Raw genomic sequence first — 24,956 nt, 5'->3', positions numbered from 1 at the left:
CTCGTCCAAGGATATACAATTAAACAACATCTCAAGTTATCTTAGTCGTAATAAGTTGGCCAGCTTCATTAATAGTAACTTTCCATTTCACTCCACTAGCAGTCTTCATGATTATACCTTTACTTGCCTCTATTTCAATATCTCCAAACATTCTTCCACCAGTTGTCGCTAACCAAGCGTTCCCGTTTTCCATAGAAGACCTTGCAAAAATACGATTAATTCGAAAACGCTTATGATCTTGAGAATAACCACTTAATGTAATTCTAACTTTATATAACTGACTCGCCTTCATATTCGATATAATTGTATCGCCAACATTTAATGGAACATCCAACGCGATAACCCAACTTCCAGTTGCGCTTAATGCATATTCAATTTTAATTTTCTTTGGGCTCTCTCCCCACCCAAAATACATTCCAAAACAATTTAACATTTGTATTGGTTTTTTCGTAAAATCCAGTTCAATTACAACTGGATTACTATCTGGAACGTCAATATAGTTTACACTTTGTTCATCTATTAAATTAAAGCAATTTGCGAGATTCCCCCCGTAAGGCACTTTCCCACTTACTTGCTTAATCGTATACTTCTGCTGAGCATTTACTAAAATATCATCTTGATTCCCTATTAAATGTGGTTTATTTAACGTAATCGGTAACTGAATTCGAAGAGATTCTTCATAGGTAGACTTACAAACATTGTACTGTCCTTTATCTACAATAGTTGTAGAAAGTAAATTTGAAAAAAGGTAGTTACGATGCGAATTAGAAGAAAATTCAATGACAATCTGTTCACTACTCATCCGGTACGTATCCCAAACCATACAATCAAATGTATTATACGCACCTGAGCAACGAATTGCTTTTTTCGTTTGTTGTCTACATTGCACTTGAATATCATGAAACGTATTTCCTGAACTTTCATTTGGCAAATCACTATTTCCATCTACTTCAATCCCATACACACATCCATCAATAAATATTGATTGAAATACATTGGCGTTAATCCAGCAAGGTGTATTGATATCATCTATATACTCTGTTTTCAAATATATTGCAGTTTGAAAGTTTTTAATTTGAATAAATTTAACTTGAAAGAAACTAATATAATCCCATGCCTTTTGACAATAAAAATGTATAGCTTTTCCTTTATACGATGGAGTTGTATTTATTATATTTATATTTGATATAACAGATTGATTAGGTACTTCGATTTGTTGTGAACCAGAAACATAAATGACAGCAGATTGAAACAATGAATTTATAACTTGAATAGTACCACCAACAATCGAAGCGTTACTTTGTAGCTCAAACGCATTAAAATCCCCATCAATTTGCAGCGTTACGGTAGGATCTAACTCTAATCTTACGTTTGATTTAATAACAATCGGCTTTACAATTTTGTACGTATTTACCCCTGTAATTCTAACCGTCGAAATTCGATTCGCTACACAATAATCAATAGCTTGCTGAATTGCTAATGAGCTATCATTTCCCGAGTTTGGAACTGCGCCAAAACAATCGATGTGAACGCTACCTTCTGGCGCACAATCTTCTTGGGAAGAAATATATTCTGACAAGATAAATTCACTCCTCATATTACCTTTTTCATATAATATGTGAGTTCTCTCTTAAAAGTTTCTATAATAAAAAAAACAAACGACCTACCCGGTCATTTGTTTAATTCATATATATTTTTCGTTTCTTCTATCATTTTAGTTAACGAGAAATACCTCACTGCTTTCTCTCGTGCTTTCAATCTAATATCATTTACCTTTTCTTCATTACCTTGTAGTTCCTCAAGCGCACTTGCAAATTTAGATTCGCAATATTCAGATATCAAAACACCTGATTCTCCATCTATTACCGCTTCATGTATTCCACCAACATCTATTGAAACAATTGGTGTCCCTGTAGCCATCGCTTCAATTACTACCATTGGAAACACTTCACGAAAAGATAATAAAAGTAAGGCATCCATATTCCCTATAAACTCATGTGGTTTTGAAATATTCCCTAACATCTTTACACTCTGTTGCAACCCATATTTTTCTATTTCTTTCATAATCGATTCTTTCTCTGGTCCATCACCAGCAATATAAAACAAAAAGTCATCTCTTTTTTTCAACACATTTGCAATCTTTATAAATAGTTGATGATTTTTCTCTTTAGATAATCTAGCTAATATCCCTATTTTATATGTAGATTCTTTCTTTTTCTGCTGGAATAAAAACTTTTCGATATCGACACCATTATAAATTGTATTTATTTTTTCTTCTGCTACATGAATTGAAATTAAATTATTCTTTTCAAACTCACTTACTGTAATAATATTGTTCACATATTTATTCATGAAATAACGAAAAAGAGTTGGCATTTTCTTTTCTAATATCGTTACATTATGTTTCGTATAAACAATCTTTATCTTTTTTTTAATAAACTTTTGAAGTAGAAAAGCATATAATACCATTCGCAAACTATTTGCATGAATAAGTTCTATCTTTCGTTTACAAATTTCGTTTCGTAAATAATAAATATTTCTCAAATGATTCCATCGACTAATTAATATAAAATTTTCTTTTCTAGTAAGAGATTCATATAGTTCTCCATCACCTGCAGCTGTATAAATCTTAAAATCATCATAATGCAAATTACTTTCCAATTTACAGAAATAGCTCTCGGCTCCGCCAGTTATCAATTTATCTGTCATCAACAGTATATTCATAATTGCGTCTTCCCAACTACATTAATTTTATTTTTTTTATAAGCATGATAAGCATACTTACTAAAATAGTAAAAAATTTGCACCGAATTCAATCGTTCTTGTTCCCTTAACAATTTCCAATACCGGAAAGCTGCTCTAATTTTATTTCTAGAAACAGAATTTGTAACAATTCTATATTTTGCTAACACTTGCTGTATCCCTTTTGCTTCATACCCTTCATGTAATAAGTTCAACCATAACGCTGTATCTTCCGGCTGTATACTAGGCATTTCGACATACGGAATTTTTTCACGATCTATCATCACTGTTAAACACCCGATAATTGTATTTCCTACTAAATAATGATAGTCAACAGATTTTGGTACACTCACTTCGCGATTTAATTCATTACCATTTTCATCAATTAAACTATACGACGCATATGAAAAAGCAATATTCATTTCTTCCATAAATAACAATTGTGTCTTCAATTTATGTGGCAACCATATATCATCACTATCTAAAAAGGCAATGTACCTTCCTCTTGCCTCTTTGATCGCTAAATTCCGAGCTTTAGCAGCACCTACATTTTCTTTTAATGATAATAACCTAATTCGTGAGTCTCCTTCTATTATCTCTTTAATTTTTGCGGCAGATTGGTCGGTTGAACAGTCATCAACGATAATCATTTCCCAGTTTTCATACGATTGATTCTGTACAGATGAAATTGTCTCACCTATAAATCGTATACTATTATAAGAAGGTGTTATTACAGAAACATAAGGCGGCTCGTTATGTGCTGATAGACATTTTACCATCTATCTTTCCCCTTCCTTCATATATTGAAATATACTTCACAACAACTGCTAAAAATAAAAAGAACGCTTCGTTAATAATGAGTGACAATGACATCATCTGAAATAAAAATGCAATCATAGTCAATAGAAGATATGGTTTTTCACGAAACAAAGTATGCTGCGCTAACTTGAACATTAATATGAATAAAAACGCGCTATATAGAAGAAAACCAATTGTACCCGATTCAGACAAAATTTCTAAAAATGTATTGTGTACATATAATTTTTCATTAAATTGATACTCATAATAATTCGAAAAGTTAAAAGCACCAATTCCAATATATGGATTAGATAAATAATATTTAAAAGCAGCTTCCCATAATGTAAATCTACCACTTCCATTATCATGGGAAAAATCAGAAATTCGTTTATTTAATATGTCATCTAATTGGCCCCCCATTACACTGTTCGATAAACTAAAAATAACTACACTAAACAATACTAAACTCATAATTATTTTTATTTTTTTGGCGAAACTAGACATACATATATATACAAAAACGACAAGCACAAGCGCTAATATACCACCCCTTGAAAAGGTTAATAGACTCGTCGTAACACATAAAATTAACCCTAGGATGTTAGTGATATTTTGTAAATTCGTCATATAGTACATAAAAAATATTGTATTATAGAAAATAAAAATGTTAGGATCATCTAGCAATCCAATTAACCGTGGATATCCTCTATCCACTAATAACCCAGCAAAAATTTCTCTCTCTTCTCCACCGTATAAACTAAAATATTGTAAACCGATTATATAGAGTATTAGACTTACAACATTAAATACTACTCCTACATAAGCAATAGATGATTCAAGTACCACTATTTCAGTATTCCCCAATAAATTCCTCATTATAAAATAGCATCCTAAAACGAGTAGCACGCCAAAAATCATACGAATACTAGCATTTAAATACATAGAAAGAATTCCACTTAAACAATAAATGAAATAAAACAGTAAAAATACAACTTCATGAAAATATAACTTTTGAATATGAAAGTTTTTAATTGTTAAACAAAAATATATGACTAAAAAAATCATATATATCTTCAATGAAAATCCAATATATAAATTGTATTTACTTAACATAACAAATAATATTAGAAGAATAATCCATCCCATCGATACTTTCATATTATTTTCCATAGGCTATATCCCCTGTTTCGTAATATAATCCTTTTTGCGTATTTTTCTTATAAAAGAAAGAAGAAGTTTTTTCAGCTCATAATCATATAGGAATATGGCAGCTACTACGATTAGTATATTAAGAACAAGCGCAATTAAATGATATGTATGCAATATATATTGCACTCCAATAAAGGTTACACCAAAATAAATTGTATACGGTATTACAATTTGGAATACAATTTTTTTCTTCACTACACTTACCGCTATGTATCCCACTAAAGCGACGATTTCAAATAAAACCATAGCATATGCCGCTCCTATCACTCCACCAATACTACTAAAGCTATAAAGCATAACCCCACCTATCACCAATGCTACACACTGCACAACAGTCCTCTTATTTTGACATCCACTCGTCGTTAAACCGTCAGCAATGGCAATATTTAAACTTTGTAGCACAATAAGAAATGATAATATTTGGAGTGGTTCTACTGCATTGCTCCATTCTTCATGAAAAAATATAGAAATAAAGTATGGTGCTAAATGATATAAACCGATCGTCATACATATTCCTACAATCGCCATTGATTTAATTTGAAGTAAATTTAATTTCGTATGCTCTTCTATATTATTCTGGTTATAATGCTTAAAGAGCACTGGAAAAAATGCACCTGCAATTACCCCTGGTACTTGATATAAAGCTGCCGGCATCCGGTACGCCACTGCAAAAACACCTACCATACTTAATGGTAATGTATAGTTAAGCAAGATAGGCGCTAATTGTGGCGTACTCATTATTAAAAAACCGCTAATAATAAAGGGAGTTACTTGCCAAAATAACGCTTTATGAATTACGACTTTCATATTCATTTTCGTCTTTCTTCTCATGGTATATATACTGAATAAACCACCAATCATATACCCAAAAGCATATAAGCGAGCCGTTACATACACCGGTAACTCTCCGAAAATACAAAAACATGTAATTATAATGACAACTGATGCTGATACAACTTTTATGAGCGCTATATACTTCATACGTTCCGTCAGTTGAAAATAGGCAATTCCTATGTTTTGCCAAGTTAATCCTATTAACATGAAAAACATTACGTTTATCATCATATAAATTAAATTTTTATCCGCATACATATAATGAATAACAATATAACCGATTATAGAAATAAGAATAAGTAGAATCATCCTTATTTTTATATACGATGATAAAATCTTCTCTAAATCTGCTCCATCCTTTGCCCCTTCTCGAAGAAACGTATTACTAAGTCCTAAGTCTGTAAAAAATAACATAACAAACGTCACTGCTATGGCAACACTAAACATCCCATAATGTTGTGCGTTAAAAAAGTTTGCTAAAACAATTAAACTGACGGCCTGAAGAAGGTTAGCTAAAATCGTACTATAAAATAGATGGATAATATTGTTTAGAATAGATCTACCCATACAAGTTCTCCTTTGCAAGTAACCTACTTACATATGTTGTTTGTTTACATATATATTTATCTTGCACCATTACCGTTCAATACAATTAAAACGGTTTTACATAAAATACGGATGTCCAGCCGAAATGTTTTCATTTCAATATACTCCATGTCCAGCCTCAACTTTTCCTTTGGATCAAGATTATATCCTCCATTTATTTGTGCCCATCCTGTTAATCCTGGTTTTACCATTAAACGATCCTTAAATTCTGGAATAAACGTATCAAACTCATTATAAAAAAACTCTCTCTCTGGTCTAGGGCCTACAAAAGACATATCTCCTCTTAAAATATTTAAAAGTTGTGGTAATTCATCAATTCTCGTTTTTCTTATAAACAATCCAACTTTTGTAATTCTTGAATCATGTTCTTTTGCCCATTGTGGGCCATTTATTTCAGCATCCTTTACCATTGATCTTAATTTAAATACATTAAACTTCTTCCCGTTTATACCTAAACGTTCTTGAAAGTAAATTGGAGCCCCTGATGTTTCTAAAGTAATCATAATACAAAAGAACAACATAATTGGTATCGTTAATAGTAACAATATGATTGAAAATATAATATCAAACAAGCGTTTTACACTTCGATTCAATATGCTAGGCTTTTCTTGAGCCGGAATCGTATACAACTTGGCTTGATTTGTTTCACGAATCATGGATCGTTACCCCCACATTCAAGAATATAAAATTATACCTATTAATTCACATTCTTTCCTATTTATATCCGCTATTACTTTTTGCACTGTACGTAGTGAATCTTTTCGCTTTTTAACTGCTAAGACCATTCCATCGCATTTCTCTGCAATAATGTGCGTAGCAGGAAGATCAAATACTTCAGAAGAATAAAAGAAAATGTAATCAAAATCTTCTTTCCACTTAGCAATCGCATTATCAAATTCATCCATAGCAACTAAGGGCGTCCCTGTGTGTACTGTTTTTTTTGCAGGAATACAATATAAGTATTTAGACAAATTACTAGAAAAAGATTCATAATTGCAGGGGAAAGAGCTTATTATATCGTTTACGGTTATCATGTGATCACTTTGTAATAATACATGTAATTTAGGGTCAGAAAAATTCACATCAATAAGTAACACCTTTTTCTTCATTTCTGCAAACACTAGACCCATATTTACTATAAGTGAGGCAACAACCCCTCTGTCCTTCGTTGAACTAACCGTGAATAGTTGTTTTCCAGATTTTCTCAGCTCGTGATACACCGTATAAAACTGCTCTTTCATCAGATCATCATGCAAATCGAATGGCAGCTGTTTCTTTGTCCTAAACATCGACATGTTCACCTCGATATATAGATGATTGTTTATCAATCTCTGTAGATTTCTGTTTTCTATTCGGTTTCACATTTATGTGACCAATAACAGAGACTGTTGTTATTTTCTCTAAATCTTGTTCCGTGTATATACGTTCATCAAAATAATCTCGAAATACAGCTAAACCTATCCCAACAAAAAAACTAACAATTAAAGAAATAGGAATGATCAGTTGAAATTTCGGAAACAATTTTTCAGCCTGTTCCTGTAACTCAGGATCCGTCAACACTTTCACACCTTGTACATTTGTGTACTGTTGAAAACTTTGTTGTGATTGCTCTGCCAATGTCTTTACAATGTCTTTCACGACTTTCGGATTGGAATCTTTTACTGTAACAGTTACAATTTGTGAATTGTCCGTATTCACTACCGAGATTTTTTGTGCTAATTCATAACTTGATTGCTCTAATTTCAAAGTTTTTTTGACTGTTGAAATAATTAATGGGCTTTTTAAAATATCGACATACGATGTTACTAGTTGCTTATTTTCTTGTGTTTTATTTGTTGAATTTTCCTTATTAAACTCATCTAAATTCCCAACAAGAATTTGCGTTGAATATTGATATGACGGCTTTAAAACATACATAGAGATAAGAACTAAAGAAGCGGTTAAACAACACATCGTTAAAATAATCGTTACGAATCTTCTTTTCAATAATTGTTGAAAATCTTTTATACTCATTTCTTGCTTCAATTATTTCACCGCCCTTTTCTGAATAACATCCTGCAAGTCACTCTTTACAGATACCCCTCTCTTCTTTCTATCTACTTGTTTTGTTACATACTTTCCGACTCTGAATGCAAATTTTTCTACATATATATACGAAAGTATTGCAAGTATAAACGAAAATATAAGTGAAAAAATTAAAATAATAGGCAACGGTAATATTTCATGGAACATGTATATAAGGGAAAACAAAGATATAATATGGTATAAATAAAGACTGTAAGAAATCTTCCCCAAATATAACAAGTATTTATTGCGTAGCAAGGATGACAAAGTTGATATTGACAAACTTAATATGACAAATAGACTTGCACTTATCGCCACTACGTAGTCTCGAAATATAAAATTATTGAGTACTTTAATTTCTCCAATAAGTCCTTCATACATAAAAAGTAAAATCGCAAATAAAAACCATGCAATTTTCGTGTTTTTAGTACAATTACTATAAAAAACTATTAAATTATTTTTATACTTCGCAACTAGTGCCCCCAATAAAAACAGCACCGTATAATGCAACGTTAATGCATAGCTTGTTAATGTTAAGCCCGAGCGAAACAAAAATAATATTACGACAGAACATATACTAAAACTAAACAATAATAGTAATGAACACCTTAACGTTTTTCGTAAACAAATCATCAAAATTAACGGAAAAATTATTGATATTCGCATTTCATGGACAAGTGACCAAATCACACCGTTATATGCATCTGTATTATATTTCCCAACCAATAAAATATGTTGCGCTATTAAGCTTGGAGAACTTTCAATCGTCCATGAGCGATTAAACCATTCACTTAAATAAGAAATACCATATTCACTAATTGTAGCCTGGCATATAATAGCTATAATTATTGCCACAATATAAGGAATATATATTCTGCATATACGTTTTAAAAGGTATGACCCATAGCTACTATAGGTTTTTTGAATAGATTCATACAAAACAAATCCGCTCAAAACAAAAAAGATAATAACAGATTCGTTACCACTACTAAAAATAAGACGAGCAGGCGTTTCTTTTAATAGATACACAACAAATGGTTTATTATCTTCATAGCTGTAATTTTGAAATGCTGAAAAAATCATTAAATGATGACCGATCATTACTATTAATGAAGAAATCCCTCTTATAGAATCCAATTCCTCGTATCTCTTCATCTTTTTACATCAACTCCTAATGAAATGATAATAATCATTTCAAAGCGACATCTTTATTCATATTCCTCTCCTTTCTTTTCATTCCAATTTTTCATATTAAAATGATTTTATAGTATAAATTTGAGTGTATTGTAACATTTTTTGTAATATTATGAATAGAGAATCTCAAAAATTGGTATATACCAATTTCAACCTCGAAAAATGAGTAATATTGATAGAAAAACACTATAAAAATTTCTTGCATATTTACAAAATTAAAGAGATGAATAGCGTTTTTTCAATATAAAATAAAAAAGATAGCCTACATAGGCTATCTTTTTTATTTTATTTAATTACTAGCACCACTATATGCTACATGTCGTTTCTCAATTCTCTCTTCAATTTCTTTCATATTTTCTTTATTATTTAATAGTGATTGTTTATTTTCAATTAATAATTGTTTAAAAGATTTTCTCACTTTTTTTCTCATTTTCATTGTCCTCCTTGGGGGATGGTTTATATAAAAGATAAAGAATTATCTGTGTGTCCTTATAATAATTGATTGTTGTGAATTCTATTTGAACTTCATATGAAAATTCCGTTTATTTTCTGACAACTTTGTGAACACGAAAAAAAGACTCTCTAAAACTATGTTGAAATTAATTCACTTCATTATAAAAATTACTATTCCCATCAACTTTTATCATTATATCTTGTCGAAACATTTATATATTTAAAATTGAGTTCGACATAATTTTATTTACTATAATACTGTTTACAAAAACAAAAAGAAGGTGTCACCAAGTCAAATTTCGACTTATGCAACATCCCTCTTTCCAAACTATTTATAGCATATTTATTAATATTTCAGGTCTTCCCCAATTCATTTCTTCACAAACAAATCTAAGTTTTTCTTCATCCATTGTGTGTAATCCCTCTTCTAGTAAACATGAAATTGGAACTTCACAGTGAATTTGTGCTAATTGCAACGAAATATTTAAGTTCTCTAAATCACTTTCAATCTTCGTACGCTGTGCTTTTGTTAATGATTCTACATTTTCTAGTACAGCGGATACTGTTCCGTGCTCTTGAATAAGCTTATACGCTGTTTTTTCACCGATACCTTTTACACCTGGATAATTATCACTTGTATCTCCCATGAAAGCTTTTGCATGGACGATTTGCCACGGCTCTACACCTTTTTCTTCCATGATTTTCTCCGGTGTGTAATATTCGTAATTTCCAATTCCTTTACGCAGAAGCATAACTGTAACGTTCTTATCAACAAGTTGAAGTAAATCTGTATCACCAGTTAAAATATAAACTTCAGCTTCATTGCAGTATTGTTTTGCAAGCGTACCGATACAATCGTCCGCTTCGTAGCCTTTCATACCGATAACTGGAATGGATAATTTCGCAGTCATTTCTTGCACTAAATCAAATTGAGGAATTAATTCTTCTGGTGGCGCTGCACGATTTGCTTTATAATTCGAGAACGATTCTGTTCTAAATGTCGTACTTCCCATATCCCAGCATGTAACGATATGTGTTGGTTCAATCGCTTGCGTAGCTGTTAACAAGTGTTTCATATAACCATGAATCCCATTCGTAGGGGTTCCATCTTGTCGTTTCATAAATTGTCCGTAGACACTTGTTGCGTAAAAAGCACGAAATAATAGTGCCATACCATCAACTAATAATACTTTTTTCATAATTCCTCTCCTATTAAAAAAATAATAACCTCACGTTATCACGTAAGGTTATATAAATAGATTACCATTCTACGTTTTTGCTCAACTTTGTCTATTATACATTGTTTTTGTATATTTAGCACCATTAACACATTAAGACATTCTACTACAACAAGTATGCAATATGCCTGAATACGTATTTTTTCCAGTAGAAACAACGACAGCCTTTGCACTTCCACTAACGATATGTGAACCTTTAAAACATACATTTTCAAGCTCAAGTGGATTATAATCTTTCATCCGTTTTAATGGAATAAATCGTTTACGTTCAAGGTGATAGCAGCTTTCAAACTTCTCTATACTCGCTTCGTTTCCCGTTAACACAGACTCATTCACTAATAAATCATCTGCATAAATAATACGTACATCAGCTGGCACAGCATCTCCAGCCGAAAGAAAAATCATATCTCCAGGTACAAGTTCTTGCACTGGTATCTCCATCATTTTCAGTTCACTATTTAGCCCTGTACTACTAGAACATTCTACTCTAGATACAGTAATCGTTTCACGTTGTAATTCATCACACACACGTTGTTTTGAAAAACCTGGAATCATGCCACCAAGCTTCATCATTACTTCTGCAAGAATTGCTCTTTTTGAAGTTAGTTCATTTCGGCCATATACTTGAATACGTTTTTGCGCCTCTTTCATTGATAGTCCGTCTCTTGTTGTTTTAAAATATGCAAATACAGATTTTACATCTCTTGTTGCAATTTCAATTAATAAATCTTTATTTTTTTGGAGCATTGTTTGTTCTTTTATTGATTTTTTATTTAGTTTATATGACGTGTTACCCACAGTTTTGTTTGCATATAACATATTATCGTCTCCTCCTTTACAACATAGGAAGAAACGCTTTGTTTCTCAATTTATCCACTTTACTGTGAAAGTGTCTAGCGCTTTATAAACGCTACATTGTGATAAATATAGAGGGAGGAACAAATCGTTTCCTGCCTACATCATATATTTTTGATTTGAAGTATATGGGTAACGGAACCGAGTCAGAATTTGACATGCTCCTCACCTCCTCGTTTAATTTTATAGTTTATACTATGAAATTACTCATAGCTTGGTAACAAAAAAGACCCCTACCCTTAAGAGAGTAGTGGCCATTACATACACAAATAAACGATTTCTAATATAATTAGAAATCTACGGACCTCTCCCTCGCCGAGTTTTAGCACTGTATAGCATAGGTACATTACCAGCTACGTTAAGAAAAACCTTAATTCGATCATTCCTGTTGACCCATTGGCGTCTCTCGACATTTTTGGGCAGTAGCATTTCTCTATACAGGAGCCTCACCTAACAGAGACTTATTTTCATTACATTGAAAATGTTACTCTTATTTAAAATAGATGTCAACAGTAGCCTACAATTTTTTCAAAAGGTATGGCAAACTAACGTATATAAAGTGAAACTTTAATCAGTGGGGGTTTTGTTCATCCCCCACTGATTATTAGCCCTCACCAATCGGGCTGCCCGGCAAATAGCGGGATAAAATAAAAAACTTTACGTTTAAACGTAAAGTTTTTAATAAGTTATACAACCAGCGATTACAATCCCAATTGAAAGCGATAAAAACATAAGAAAAAGACCGACTGCTTGATTATCTTCTTCGAGACTTTTGTTTATATTAAAGCGTGGTGTAAGCCACTCAGCTAAATAAAAGACGATAATTTGAGCGAAAATCCCAACTGCTCCCCACGAAATCATATCAAGAAGTGAAATTGAATTAGCTGCTGTCGAATATAAAACAACAGCTAACCCAAGTAATCGTCCTCCAAGCACATAGCTTACCGCCTTATTTCCTTGAGCCATTAACTTAAATTCCTTTACTTTCGTTGTCACTTCCATCAAGAACAGACCTATACATAAAAGGCCGAGTGTTACTGCTAAATATAATAAAAAATTAATCATTTTTTCCCCTCCTTTTTATACCTACCGGTAAATAGTACGATTCATTTCCTGTAATCTTTTCTCCCGCACGAATACCGATACTACTCGCTTTTCCAGCAATTAAAAACGAACCAAACACATATGACAGTTTCTCGATCCCTTTTTCTGTTTCCAAGGATACGACTGGCAGTTCGGTATACTTTTGAAATATCGGCAGTGACGCTTTATACGTTTCGTGTGCATTTTGAAGCATAATATTTTCGTCTTTATCGCGAATCGTAATTGTATCTCCTTCTCTCCCAAATGAAGGTTTTTGAACGAAAGAACCTTTTCCTAAAAATAAATCTGGTTCTAAATATGTAGGTAACATATATTCTTTAATCCACTGTTGTTCCTCATTTGTATAAAAGACCTCTTCTTCTGCTAACCCCCAAATAAGACACTGAATTGATTTTGGCTGAAGTAAAAATGCTGACAAAGGATTTATTATAAAAAGCTTTCCGGCTTTTACAAGTTGTAACAGTTCCACACCTACCAAATCTCCTGTTTCAGGATCTTGATCCTCAATTAAATCTTCTATCGGATATGTTTGGCGATATAAAACATCAATCTTCGCCCCATCTTTATCGACTAGAGCATCCTTTGTAATTCTAAGTTCTGACATTGGCACTACTTTATTTTCAACATGGCATAGCTGACTTAAATACATAGTGGTATTCCAATCCTCGATATGTTCATGATGTGCTGTAAAAACAACATTTGGATTATCTAATCCCTTTGTCGCTTCCATTACTGCTTTCGTTACACCAGAAGATAGCAATCGTTCTTGATCCGAGTTTGGATCATCATAGCCTAGATTTTCACATACTTTCCCATTCATTTGAAAACATTCCACAATAAAAGTTGGTGTATCACTATTAAACTCAAGCATTTTGATTTTATTATCCTCTGTTACAGCAAAATCAAATCGCGAAATTACAGATTCAGGATAAAGCCCTTTCATTCTAATGAATGATAAACTCGCGGATGGAAAGCCAAGATCTAGAAGCTGTTCGTCACTTAAATTACGCAGCAGTCTAGCAGTCTTAAAAAATATTTTCCCCATTCGTTCAGTCGCTAAGTGTAATTGGTCCAAAGTCTGATTTGTTATAGAAAAAACATGAAACAAACTATACTCACATTCATATAAATCCGACCAAAAATTCGGATATTTTAAATAAAATTCTTTTCGATCCCTTATGTATTGCGACATATTTTAGCCCCCAAATCCTCCCTTTGAACCGCTTCCAATTCCACCTTTAAATTCAGCAGACGATTGATACGATTTAAACGCCGATGAATTTTTAAAAGTGGATTTATTTTGATAGTATCGCCCACCATAGAAATAATGCCCACGATAACCTGAACTACTATCATCACACTGCCATACCCCAAGTTCATCATCCCAATCCCAATCAGAACAACTATTATCATTCGGTTTTGGGGGAAGATCTTGCGCGCAGCCAAATAAAGTGCCAGTCATTAAAGACGTTACGACACCACCTACTAGCCATTTCGTTTTTGTCACCTTCGCACTCCCCTTTTTAAATTCTATTCCTATTATATAGGATGGCATGATAAAGTAGAAGAAAAAGGAAGAAGAGGGATTAAATGCGCTTAGAATATCGACTTAATGATGAAACGAAAGGGTATCCTGCTTTATGGAACTACGCCAATATTTCTAATTCTGAAATTATCGCACGCATGACTTGTGAATATTTTATTAAAGAGAAAAATACTTATGTTGTTACTGCAACTTCGGTTGATCCAGACGGAACAGCGGTTATTTATATTCAAAAAGAAGTTTTCGCCAATGACCCTTCAGACCCTACATACTCCCACATCGGTTTTGAAATTAGAGAACTAAGTGAAACGAGTTCAAGCTTAGTAGATAGTCAAGATGTATGGAACTACGAAGAAATTTTACCATCTCTTCATTCAGATATTATATATATTCAGCGAGACGGCATGTCTATGGAATTCTCCTTGGATTCAAGAGAGATTGATGAAGACAGAAAGTGCTACATTTATTACGGAAACTTCACAGGTGAATCAAGATAATATTGATATATCTATGCAACAAAAAAACCTTACGTATAAAACGTAAGGTTTTTATATAGCCCCACATATGCCGTTCTCTCTAGATGTCCATAAACCTGCTCTCACAGGTGGATGCTCTCACAAATGTTTGTAACTTCCTTCTTAAAAAGATGGCATGTTAGCTACATTTAAATATTGAACTTCCATATTAAACTTATTGGTTTAAGACATGCATAAGCTACGTACACCGTAGGAATTTTATATAAGGTTAGTTGAAATAAGACCCCCGCACGTGCCGCTCCTCGTAAATGTCCAAAAACCCGCTACTCGCAGGTGGATGCCCTCACAGTTACCGTACATCTTCCTCCACAAGGAAGGCTTGATGATGGTCGCTAAATATTGAGCTTCCGTATAACTAACATCGGTTTTAGACATAAATAAGTTACGTACACCGCAGGATGTATTATTTACTTGTCGTTATATTATCACATTGTTTCCCATGTGTAAAATACAAAGTTTTTCGAGCAATCTCTTGCTTGTGACCTTATTTTAATACAAATTATTTTTGCATGCAAGTGATTAATCTTCTTCTTTTGCAATTTGATTTTCTGGATAAGAAATCCAATCACTCCAGCTACCTGCATACAATTTAACATTTTGGAATCCAGCCAATTTTAACGCAATGATATTTGGACATGCCGTAACACCAGAACCACAATATACAATAGTTTCCTTATCTTTCGACAGATTTTGGAATCGTTCTTGTTGCTCAGCTTCATTCTTAAATTGTCCTGATTGCAACATTCCATCCTTCCAAAAATAGTTTGTTGCTGTCGGAATATGTCCTGCTTTATGATCGACAAGTTCCTCTACACCAGCATAACGTTTTGGCTCTCTTGAATCAATTAACGTAACATCTGCACCTGCCTGGATATTCTCTCTTACTGTTTCCATCGATACAAGCATATGATCTTGTATGTTTGTTTTAAATGTTTTTCGTATAACAACAGGAATTTCCGTTGTTGTCGGTAGTCCATTCTCTTTCCAAACCGGGAAACCACCATCTAATATATATACTTTCTCATGTCCTACATAGTTACATAACCACCATAAACGAGCAGCATTTGCACCAGCTTGACTGTCATACGCAATTACTGTCGTATGTTCATCAATACCAACCTCCGAAAGCTTGTCCGCAAACTCTTCAATGCTTGGCAACGGATGGCGGCCACCATGTTCTGCTATAGGACTTGATAAATCTAAATTCAAATCAAAATATAACGCATGAGGAATATGTTCTTCTTCATACTTTTCTCTACCCCAATTAGGATTCGCTAAATCAAAACGACAATCGATTACACGGACGTTCTCATCTTCTATATGCTCACGTAACCATTCGACTGTAACTATCATCTTTAACGACCTTCTTTCTCTTGTAAACGACTTACATACTCCATAACCATTTCTTCTGTAACATATTTACGCTGCAAGGTAACACCATTTTTTGCAAGATCATTAATTTGCTTTGTTACAACATTAATGACATCAACCGAAAATTCTTTCCCATTTGACGCAAGAGATACGGCTGCTTCAATGGCTGCTTCACGCTGCGCATCTAATTGTAAACATGCTTTTACACTTTCATTTTGTTTACGAGAATGTGCTGTAATTGCTTTATGTACTTCCATCTTCTCTTCCCCCTAAATAAGTTATACGTTCTAATTCAATTCCATTGCAAGCCGAATCATATCACGGCATACAATGCCATTTTCAATAATCTCTTCTTCATAATGCTTCGAAAAGTAATCAAAATCAATAGAAAAAATACGAAATCCACATTTTTGATATAAAGCAAGTTGTGAAACACTAGAATTGCCTGTACCAATTTCAAGTTTTGACATACCATATCCTTTAGCAGTTTCTACGGCATGCCTTAATAGCTTCTTCCCAATCCCTTTTCCTTGCAAATGCTCTGCAACCGCAATATTCATGATTTCCATCGTCTTCGGCCTTGTTTCCAAAAGAACATACACACCGATGATGCTGCCCCCTTGCTTTGCTACGTATGTTAACCCTCTTTGTACATATATAGCTATTTGCCGTTCACTTGGATCAGCAAGTAGCAATAAAGACTTCGGTATAGCCTCTTTTAAAATACGTTCTATTACAAAAGACATAAAAAATCCCCCCATCTCTATTGTTCTAAACCCTCCTTGTCTACCATAAATAATAGAAAGGAGGGATTCACCATGGACAACAATGAGAAAAAATGCAACGTCATCTCTATTGATGGAAAGAAGAAGAAAAGCGACACGTATTCCTATCCAAAATTAGTAGTTGAAAATAAAACATACGAATTTTCTTCATTCGTCTTATGCGGTGAAACACCAGATGGCAGACGACTCGTTCTTACTCATATGATTTCTACCGATGAATTTGCTGGATTTGTCAAATCTTTAGATACTGTACTGCAAAAGAAAATTGAACGAATCTTTTTCTCATAACGACTATATAACATAAATTTCTTTTTCAATCTCTACTAACTGATTGTGCAATTGTTCTTTACTTTGTTCATATAGAGATACATCGATCGTTTCAGCCAATGCAAACAATATACTTTCATAATAGTTCATTACATCTTGTTGCATCACTTTTTGGAATAAGTTCCACTTCATATCCCATTCTTGCTTATAATGATGGACAAATAAATCTTTTTCATCGGCTACATAGTTTGATACAAGCGGTTCTAATACAGATTTAGCGTCTTCTTGCATAAAAGCTTTGTCATTCTTTTCAAAAAAGCTTTTCTCATTTTTAAAATGTGCCAGTGCTTTTTTGAAATCTTTTATTTCAACTGAAGGGAACGGTTCTTTATGTGTAATATCTTTATATTCATACTCAACTGTTCCATTCATAGAAATTGATTGATTTTCTACTTTACAGTTCACTACAATTTCGTCCTTTGCACGCTTCATCGCTTCGTCTATCCATTTTTCAAGACGTAATGATGTCGCACGCATTTCTTGTAATAAATCATGCTGAATAAATGCTACTAATTCCATAACACACTGTTGCAATTGTGTTTTCACATTTCCATCGGTTCGAAGTGACGCCGGATTAATAAATTCAGTAAACACATCGTTATAACGTAGGAATAGACGCTGTTGCACGTAATAAAGCAACTCTTTCACTTCATTTTGCATCGCCTGTTCTTCAGCAAGTACACTATATGATGAAATAATATGAAGTAGTTGATCACGCTCTGCTTCATATTTTTTCATTTGCTTCTCTTTCTCTTCATTCCCCTGTTTTGCACCATTTATCATGTTTACTAAAAGCGGATTTGCCCCTTGCAACGCACCATATAGAGCATGCACAGAAACAAGCATTAAATCTCTCATCATAAAGGACGTAAATGATTCCTCAAACTTAGTAATTCCAGAGTTTTGTAAAATACCATACTTCTCTTTTTCAACATTCTTTCCTTGTTTCTCTTCAAGCGCACATAAACTTGAAATTGCAAATAAACGCGGATTTCTAATACCGTATTGCAGTAGCTGATCTGCGATATAACCTTTTACCATTTCAAGTTCTTCTTCAGACTCTGCTAAATCCGCCGCATTAATTAAGAAGAACATTTTATCAAGGGCAAAAGTATCCTTTACACGCCCAAGCTGAATTAAAAATTCACGATCAGCACGAGAGAATACATGGTTATAATATGTTACAAATAAAATAGCATCTGCATTTTTAATATACTGGAATGCAACATCCGTATGGCGAGCATTAATAGAATCCGCTCCAGGTGTGTCTACAAGCGCTACTCCCTGCCTTGTTAAAGCACAATCATAATAAAGCTCCATATACTCAACGAAGCATGATTTTTCTTCATTCGCTACATAATCAGAGAACTCTTCTAATGTGACTTGTACTTGTTCTCCTAAATAAGTAGAAACTGCATCATACCCTTTTTGTACCGCTCGTAAAAAGCTAAATGTTGTTTTTTGCTTCCCAGTCGGTGAAGGATATTTCATAACTTTATCAATTTGTGCTAACGCCTCATCTAACGTAGTAATCTCATAATGAAACAGCTTATAAACAGCTTTCATATCTTCTAATAGAGCTTGCTTTGATTTGAATTGAACCATTACTGTTCCGTGTGGTTTTTCCTCTGTAACCGGCAAAATTTGATTAATCGTTGCCGTCGTCGGATTTGGTGATACAGGAAGTACCTTCTCACCAAGTAAGGCATTGGCAAATGATGATTTCCCAGCACTAAAAGCTCCGAATAACGCTACTGTAAATTGTTTCGTTTCCACACGACGCCTTTTTTCTATCACCTCTTGCTGTACATGTTTCAGCGCTGGCAATGGCTCTAATATCATTTCAGCTTTCTTCACTTTCTCTAATATACGCTGAATATTTAAAGCTGCCGTTCCTTTTATCTCTTCTTCATGAGCCGCTACGTTATCATTTACCATTTCCTGCTCTTGTAGTGTGAATTTCTCACTAACAATTTGTTTTTCACGTTGCAATATCTCCTCTATTTGCAATCCTTCTGGTGTAGCAACACGCTCGTGCCAAACATTTTGTAAATAACTTTCATATGTCTCTAAATTGTTACTGTATTGTAATTCCGTCTCTTTTGCCGTTTGCAACATCGTATATTTTTCAATCTCTTCTTCCATACGAGCAACTGCTTCCTTCACTTTTTGCTTTAAAACAACTGCACTTTTATCAAAAATTTGCTGTGCTTTTGTAAAATAACGTTTCTTCAGTTCATTCGCTACATCCGCTGTATAAAGAAGTAAGTAATCACCTGTGAAACCTGCACCTTGTTTAATGACTTCAGCTAACATTTCTGGTCCAAAAGCGATTTCTAAAGCATATATGTCTTTCCCAATTTCCTCCGTGAACAATCCTTCTTCTTTTAAGAAGGCTACAATAAATTCTTTCACATGAAAATCAAGTTGCGTTTCAACAGTCTTTTGAAGGGCAGAATAAAACGCCTCTACACGTCTTTGTTTTTCTTGCTCCGTCTTTCCTTTCGTAAATAGCAAACCAACTTTAAACTTTGTTAATTTCGTTTCTAAATATGCATTTGCCAATTCTCTCATTTCAAATGGCATTAAATACGCGTTATCTAATATAGCTTGTAAACCTTTTATAAATTCATTTCTCACATGAGATTCTTTACTAGCCTCGCGATGTTTAGTTTCCGTTAGCTCTTCTTTCTTTTCAACTATTTCTGAAATCAAAAGCGGTGATGCTAACTCTTCCTCATATGTCAAAAGAGCTTTTTCATTTTCAGAAACAATAAACGAGAAATGTTCTCCCATTAAATGTTCTGTTTCTCGCTCCATTCCCTCTCTTACATACTGCTCTTTTTCTTTCATAATAGAAGTAATTAATGTTTCTAAGCTTCCAATTTCATTATGTGGATGGTTCATCATTCGTAATGACGTATAATAAACTCCATCTACTTCAATATCCCAGTTAGAGAACGATTGTTTCACACTATCTTTATAATCCTCAAATGATAATTCATTTTCTTTATGTTTATCTATTTGATTTACAACGAGATAAACCGTTTTATTACGTTGTTTCAATTCTTTAACAAATTGCAAATTCACTTCCGATTGGACGTGATTATAATCCATCATATAAAAAATTACGTCTGCTAGATGTAGCGTTGATTCTGTCGCTAGTTGATGGGCATCATCTGTTGAGTCAATCCCTGGTGTATCAACTAACATAACACCCTCAGGAATTGGTGCATCATTCCGATAAATATGAACACCAATTACCTCATCGCCATCTTTACAAATTTGCTTTAATTCTTCTGCTGAATATGCACCGTCATATTCGTACTGTTCTCCAGATTTAATCGTTACAACAACACGATCAAATCCCTTTTCAATTTTAACGACGTTAGCGCTTGTCGGAATTGGACTTGTTGGTAACAACTGCGCTTTATATAGATGATTCATCATCGTTGATTTCCCTGCTGAGAAGTGACCGCAGAACGCTATCATAAGCTGCTCTCGTTTATATTTTTGAATTACTTCAAACAACTTTAAGCTATTCTCTGCATCGCCGTGTTTTTGCCACTCTTCATAAAAACAAACAAGTTTTTTCATACCGTTTGTCTGTACTATGTTTGTCATCCCCTTGTTCCCCTTTATCCAAGATGTATATACTTTTCCCCGCTAATTGCGAGCTCATAACCAGTGAGAGTTACACCTACCCATTGATTACAGTTTCACTTTACTATCATACTAAATTTTCAGCATATTCTCATTAAAAATAAAAAATCCCTTTCATTCTTTTTACAAATGAAAGGGATTTTATGTCATATCACTCATTTTGCTGTTCCTACTCCATTTAAAACATACTTTGCAATAACTGCATATACAGCAACTGTACCTGCTACTAATGCATATACCATACTCATGCACCAACCTTTTTTGATAATGATTATCACTTTTGAATACATTTTATCATTAAAGAGAATCATTATCAACACTTTTCATAAAGAAAGCTCCTTATAAGAAGGAGCTTTACTGCCTGTTTTGAAAAAGGTTAAAACTTGTTATGCACTCTTATTATATCTCATCCTACATAACTTAACAGTTTAAAAAAATGGAAATATCCCCTATCACCTCCATCTTACATTTTGTATAATAAAAGGGAATTACTTAACAAGGAGGAAAAAAATGACACAAAATCTCACACAAGGCGAAAGGATACACTCCATTGATATTATTAGAGGAATAGCTGTATTAGGTATTTTTCTTGTTAACTGGCCAATTATTGCCGGGATTGACTCACGTGATATTACAGGAATTTACGAAGGGATAGACAGCTATATTCGCCTATTTTACGATATGTTTATTCAAACGAAATTTTATACAATTTTTTCGTTTTTATTCGGATTAGGTTTTTATATTTTTATGAATCGTGCTGAGGCGAAGACCGATCGTCCAAAAACTTTGTTTGTTCGCCGCTTACTTATCTTATTATTATTCGGGTTCTTACATTACGTTCTTTTATGGGACGGTGACATTTTACATACTTATGCAATTACCGGGTTTTTCTTATTTTTATTTTACAAAAGAAAGACACGTACTATTTTAATTTGGTCAATTGTACTATTAAGTTTCATGCAATTGTTCACATTATTAGGTTCTCTTGTCATGTTATTAGTGCCGGTAGATGAACTAGGCCTTTCCATAGCCATTATGCCGTTAGAAAACTGGGGCTTACAAATTACAGACAGATTCTATTCATTCTATTCTGAAGCAATAAGTAACAGTCTTATTATGCTTCCTGAAACACTAGGATTGTTTTTACTCGGATTATATGCCGGTAAAAAAGACATTTTCCGCCGTGCTAAGGAATTAGATCCAAAACTTAAAAAATGGCAAATCATTATGTTCATTTTAACATTACCGATGTGGTTTATTATGGTTTACTTCTTTATGAACAATCAACCATACACACCATTTTCACTTATGGGCATTACGATGATAAGCGGAAAGACATTGTTCATCTTCTACATTGTCACGTTAATGCGTTTATTACAAAAAGAAAAATGGCAAACGTTATTACGTCCATTCCAATACGTTGGACGAATGGCATTAACAAATTACATCTCGCATACAATTGTTACATTACTTGTATTCGGGCTATTGTTTAAAAATGATTATCTGGCTCCACTATGGGTTGGGCCACTATTCTGCATTAGTTTCTACACGTTACAAATCTTTATTAGCCGCTGGTGGCTTTCACATTACCAATACGGACCACTTGAGTACATTTGGCGTCTTGGTACTTACGGGAAAATGATGCCACTTAAAAAGAAAAGCAAGGTCTCATAACGAGACCTTGCTTTTTTACGCTTCTCTTACTGCACTTTGCATAGACACCGGCTCTTCTTTTACTTTCACTTTACGCTGCGGCACCATATTAAATACGATATTTAAAAGTACTGCTGACGCACTTCCAAGTACAATTCCGTTATCTGTTAAAATACGAATGTTTTCAGGAAGTTGTGAGAATAATGTAGGAACAACTGTAACCCCAAGCCCAATTCCGACAGAACATGCAACAATTAATAAGTTTTCTTGTTTGCCAAAATCAACGCTACTTAACATTTTAATACCATATGCCATTACCATACCGAACATTGCGAGCATAGCACCGCCAAGTACTGATTTCGGAATGATTGTTGTAATAGCTGCGATTTTAGGAATGAATCCAAGAACGATTAACATACCACCGCAAGTATAAATAATAACGCGATTTCTTACTCCAGTTAATTGAACAAGTCCTACGTTTTGAGAGTAAGTTGTATATGGGAACGCGTTGAAAATGCCACCTAACACCATCGCTAATCCTTCTGCTCGATAGCCCTTTGTTAATTCTTTTTCACCGATTTTTTTATTGCAAATATCAGATAATGCAAAGTATACACCCGTTGCTTCCACAATCCCTACACAAGCAACGAGAATCATCGTAATAACTGGTGTTAATTCAAATGTTGGTGTACCAAAGTAAAATGGTTGAATACCATGGAACCAATCAGCCTCTCCAACCGCTTGCAAGCTTACTTTCCCCATAAACGCTGCAACGATTGTACCGAACAATAGACCTAGTAAAATAGAGATTGAACGAATAAATCCATCAAAGAAACGATACATAATGATGATAAATAGTAACACACCAAATGCTAATGCTAAATTTTCAAGACTACCGAAATCCTTACTTCCTACTCCGCCAGCCATATCATTAATTGCTGCTGGAACAAGTGTAACTCCAATTACAGTAACAACAGATCCTGTTACAACAGGTGGAAATAGTTTTACAAGCTTTCCAAATAATTTCGCAAAAATAACAACGAATAACCCAGCAGCAATAATTGCTCCATAAATAGAAGACACACCGTATTGTTTTCCAATCGCAATCATCGGTCCAACGGCTGTAAATGTACAACCGAGTACAACGGGAAGTCCAATACCGAAAAAGCGATTTGATAATGCTTGTAAAATTGTTGCAACGCCGCACATTAATAAATCAATTGAGACTAAATATGTTAATTCTTTTTGATTTAAACCAAGTCCACCGCCCACAATAAGCGGAACGATAATTGCTCCAGCATACATTGCAAGCATATGTTGCATACCAAGCGATGCAATTTTAAATGGATGCTGCTTCATCGTTTATTTCACCTCCGCAGTTTCTTGCTGTACAAATGTAACTGTGCCGTTATCAAGTGATGCAATTTCTGCTAGTGATTCAACACGAACGCCTTGTTCACGAAGCTTCTTTCCTCCATCTTGAAATGCTTTTTCAATAACAATTCCAATTCCTGCAATACTTGCTCCTGCTTGCTCTACCAAACTCATTAAACCTAAAGCAGCCTGACCGTTTGCTAAAAAGTCATCGATGATTAGCACGCGATCATTTTCATCAATATGATTTCGAGATAATGAAATTTCATTTGTTTCTTGTTTTGTAAATGAATATACGTTTGCAACGTACATATTATCTTGTAACGTTAACGATTTACGTTTTCTTGCAAAGATTACTTTTACACCAAGCTCTAATGCAGCCATAACAGATGGTGCAATGCCTGAAGATTCAATCGTCACGATTTTTGTAATGTTCTCTTCTTTAAAACGTTTAGCAAATTCTTTTCCGATTTCTTGCATAAGTACTGGATCAATTTGGTGATTTAAAAATGCATCCACCTTTAATACGTCACCAGATAAAACCTTTCCTTCATTCAAAATCTTTTCTTGTAATACTTTCATGTTTGTTCCCCCTCTTATGCAATAA

General features: G+C 33.7%; 24 protein-coding genes, 2 other RNA genes and 1 riboswitch. Of the genes, 3 read left to right on the top strand and 23 right to left on the bottom strand.

Going from position 1 to position 24,956, the window contains the following annotated elements:
• Nucleotides 1–31 precede the first annotated feature (31 nt).
• From N2V79_RS08210 to N2V79_RS08140, 15 genes are all read right to left on the bottom strand, one after another.
• On the bottom strand, nucleotides 32–1,579 hold the full coding sequence (locus N2V79_RS08210) for a hypothetical protein (RefSeq protein WP_340719768.1): 1,548 nt from the start codon (nucleotides 1,577–1,579) through the stop codon (nucleotides 32–34).
• Between the two features lie 92 nt (nucleotides 1,580–1,671).
• Nucleotides 1,672–2,724, bottom strand: a complete 1,053-nt coding sequence (locus N2V79_RS08205) for a glycosyltransferase family 4 protein (RefSeq protein WP_049108362.1) — start codon at nucleotides 2,722–2,724, stop codon at nucleotides 1,672–1,674.
• On the bottom strand, nucleotides 2,721–3,521 hold the full coding sequence (locus N2V79_RS08200) for a glycosyltransferase family 2 protein (protein ID WP_030024743.1): 801 nt from the start codon (nucleotides 3,519–3,521) through the stop codon (nucleotides 2,721–2,723). The genes N2V79_RS08205 and N2V79_RS08200 overlap by 4 nt, the downstream gene beginning before the upstream one ends.
• Nucleotides 3,496–4,710 carry an O-antigen ligase family protein gene (locus tag N2V79_RS08195; protein ID WP_000429880.1) on the bottom strand — a complete coding sequence of 405 codons (1,215 nt, stop codon included), beginning with the start codon at nucleotides 4,708–4,710 and terminating at the stop codon, nucleotides 3,496–3,498. The genes N2V79_RS08200 and N2V79_RS08195 overlap by 26 nt, the downstream gene beginning before the upstream one ends.
• 3 nt (nucleotides 4,711–4,713) lie before the next feature.
• Complete coding sequence (locus N2V79_RS08190) at nucleotides 4,714–6,150, bottom strand: oligosaccharide flippase family protein (protein ID WP_049108364.1); 1,437 nt, start codon at nucleotides 6,148–6,150, stop codon at nucleotides 4,714–4,716.
• Nucleotides 6,151–6,206: 56 nt separating this feature from the next.
• On the bottom strand, nucleotides 6,207–6,845 hold the full coding sequence (locus tag N2V79_RS08185) for a sugar transferase (protein WP_000617645.1): 639 nt from the start codon (nucleotides 6,843–6,845) through the stop codon (nucleotides 6,207–6,209).
• 18 nt (nucleotides 6,846–6,863) lie between these two features.
• Nucleotides 6,864–7,484, bottom strand: a complete 621-nt coding sequence (locus tag N2V79_RS08180; RefSeq protein ID WP_049108365.1) for a CpsD/CapB family tyrosine-protein kinase — start codon at nucleotides 7,482–7,484, stop codon at nucleotides 6,864–6,866.
• Nucleotides 7,471–8,214 (bottom strand): YveK family protein, encoded by a 744-nt coding sequence (locus N2V79_RS08175; protein ID WP_000807062.1) that lies wholly within the window; start codon nucleotides 8,212–8,214, stop codon nucleotides 7,471–7,473. The genes N2V79_RS08180 and N2V79_RS08175 overlap by 14 nt, the downstream gene beginning before the upstream one ends.
• Entirely contained in the window at nucleotides 8,215–9,408 is a 1,194-nt protein-coding gene (locus N2V79_RS08170) for an acyltransferase family protein (RefSeq protein ID WP_049108366.1), read from the bottom strand.
• A 328-nt stretch (nucleotides 9,409–9,736) separates the two neighbouring features.
• Nucleotides 9,737–9,877: an FbpB family small basic protein gene (locus N2V79_RS08165; protein ID WP_001228048.1), complete on the bottom strand. Its 141-nt coding sequence runs from the start codon at nucleotides 9,875–9,877 to the stop codon at nucleotides 9,737–9,739.
• A gap of 355 nt (nucleotides 9,878–10,232) precedes the next feature.
• Nucleotides 10,233–11,099, bottom strand: coding sequence for a 5'-3' exonuclease (locus tag N2V79_RS08160; protein WP_000757069.1), 867 nt, complete (start codon nucleotides 11,097–11,099; stop codon nucleotides 10,233–10,235).
• Nucleotides 11,100–11,231: 132 nt separating this feature from the next.
• Nucleotides 11,232–11,957, bottom strand: coding sequence for a P-type ATPase (locus N2V79_RS08155; protein ID WP_049108367.1), 726 nt, complete (start codon nucleotides 11,955–11,957; stop codon nucleotides 11,232–11,234).
• A 335-nt stretch (nucleotides 11,958–12,292) separates the two neighbouring features.
• Nucleotides 12,293–12,458, bottom strand: a riboswitch (M-box (ykoK) riboswitch).
• A gap of 213 nt (nucleotides 12,459–12,671) precedes the next feature.
• Nucleotides 12,672–13,058: a DUF350 domain-containing protein gene (locus N2V79_RS08150; protein ID WP_197242214.1), complete on the bottom strand. Its 387-nt coding sequence runs from the start codon at nucleotides 13,056–13,058 to the stop codon at nucleotides 12,672–12,674.
• Nucleotides 13,051–14,289, bottom strand: coding sequence for a glutathionylspermidine synthase family protein (locus tag N2V79_RS08145; protein ID WP_023521524.1), 1,239 nt, complete (start codon nucleotides 14,287–14,289; stop codon nucleotides 13,051–13,053). Before N2V79_RS08145 ends, N2V79_RS08150 begins: the two co-directional genes overlap by 8 nt.
• Nucleotides 14,290–14,292: 3 nt before the next feature.
• The gene (locus N2V79_RS08140) at nucleotides 14,293–14,604 is read right to left on the bottom strand and encodes a hypothetical protein (protein WP_000169030.1); all 312 of its coding nucleotides are present in this window, start codon (nucleotides 14,602–14,604) and stop codon (nucleotides 14,293–14,295) included.
• 83 nt (nucleotides 14,605–14,687) lie between these two features.
• On the opposite strand from N2V79_RS08140, the gene N2V79_RS08135 reads away from it, so the two are divergent.
• A complete protein-coding gene (locus N2V79_RS08135; protein WP_001235522.1) occupies nucleotides 14,688–15,137 on the top strand; it encodes a hypothetical protein in 450 nt (149 codons plus the stop codon).
• A gap of 54 nt (nucleotides 15,138–15,191) precedes the next feature.
• On the opposite strand, the gene ssrS (N2V79_RS08130) is transcribed toward N2V79_RS08135, so the two are convergent.
• The 5 genes from ssrS (N2V79_RS08130) to N2V79_RS08110 form a co-directional block, all read right to left on the bottom strand.
• Nucleotides 15,192–15,375, bottom strand: a non-coding RNA gene (gene ssrS, locus N2V79_RS08130) — 6S RNA.
• A gap of 21 nt (nucleotides 15,376–15,396) precedes the next feature.
• Nucleotides 15,397–15,579: non-coding RNA, 6S RNA (ssrS, locus tag N2V79_RS08125), on the bottom strand.
• A gap of 116 nt (nucleotides 15,580–15,695) precedes the next feature.
• Nucleotides 15,696–16,529, bottom strand: a complete 834-nt coding sequence (locus N2V79_RS08120) for a sulfurtransferase (protein ID WP_089170718.1) — start codon at nucleotides 16,527–16,529, stop codon at nucleotides 15,696–15,698.
• Nucleotides 16,530–16,531: 2 nt separating this feature from the next.
• Entirely contained in the window at nucleotides 16,532–16,804 is a 273-nt protein-coding gene (locus N2V79_RS08115; protein ID WP_000451820.1) for a YpbS family protein, read from the bottom strand.
• Between the two features lie 30 nt (nucleotides 16,805–16,834).
• Nucleotides 16,835–17,293: a GNAT family N-acetyltransferase gene (locus N2V79_RS08110; RefSeq protein WP_000011410.1), complete on the bottom strand. Its 459-nt coding sequence runs from the start codon at nucleotides 17,291–17,293 to the stop codon at nucleotides 16,835–16,837.
• Between the two features lie 72 nt (nucleotides 17,294–17,365).
• On the opposite strand from N2V79_RS08110, the gene N2V79_RS08105 reads away from it, so the two are divergent.
• Nucleotides 17,366–17,620, top strand: coding sequence for a DUF3931 domain-containing protein (locus N2V79_RS08105; RefSeq protein ID WP_000369740.1), 255 nt, complete (start codon nucleotides 17,366–17,368; stop codon nucleotides 17,618–17,620).
• A gap of 3 nt (nucleotides 17,621–17,623) precedes the next feature.
• Here the strand turns inward: N2V79_RS08105 and N2V79_RS08100 are convergent, their stop codons facing one another.
• Nucleotides 17,624–21,283 (bottom strand): dynamin family protein, encoded by a 3,660-nt coding sequence (locus N2V79_RS08100; protein WP_340719767.1) that lies wholly within the window; start codon nucleotides 21,281–21,283, stop codon nucleotides 17,624–17,626.
• Between the two features lie 549 nt (nucleotides 21,284–21,832).
• On the opposite strand from N2V79_RS08100, the gene N2V79_RS08095 reads away from it, so the two are divergent.
• The gene (locus N2V79_RS08095; protein ID WP_340719766.1) at nucleotides 21,833–22,996 is read left to right on the top strand and encodes a DUF418 domain-containing protein; all 1,164 of its coding nucleotides are present in this window, start codon (nucleotides 21,833–21,835) and stop codon (nucleotides 22,994–22,996) included.
• A gap of 15 nt (nucleotides 22,997–23,011) precedes the next feature.
• On the opposite strand, the gene pbuX is transcribed toward N2V79_RS08095, so the two are convergent.
• Both pbuX and N2V79_RS08085 read right to left on the bottom strand, forming a co-directional pair.
• Nucleotides 23,012–24,334, bottom strand: coding sequence for a xanthine permease PbuX (pbuX, locus tag N2V79_RS08090; protein WP_000809230.1), 1,323 nt, complete (start codon nucleotides 24,332–24,334; stop codon nucleotides 23,012–23,014).
• A gap of 3 nt (nucleotides 24,335–24,337) precedes the next feature.
• Nucleotides 24,338–24,931 carry a xanthine phosphoribosyltransferase gene (locus N2V79_RS08085; protein ID WP_000866496.1) on the bottom strand — a complete coding sequence of 198 codons (594 nt, stop codon included), beginning with the start codon at nucleotides 24,929–24,931 and terminating at the stop codon, nucleotides 24,338–24,340.
• Between the last annotated feature and the right edge of the window lie 25 nt (nucleotides 24,932–24,956).

The organism is Bacillus sp. CH_70 (assembly GCF_038007045.1).
GTDB lineage: Bacteria > Bacillota > Bacilli > Bacillales > Bacillaceae_G > Bacillus_A > Bacillus_A cereus.
This window is presented reverse-complemented; position numbering and strand designations above follow the sequence as displayed.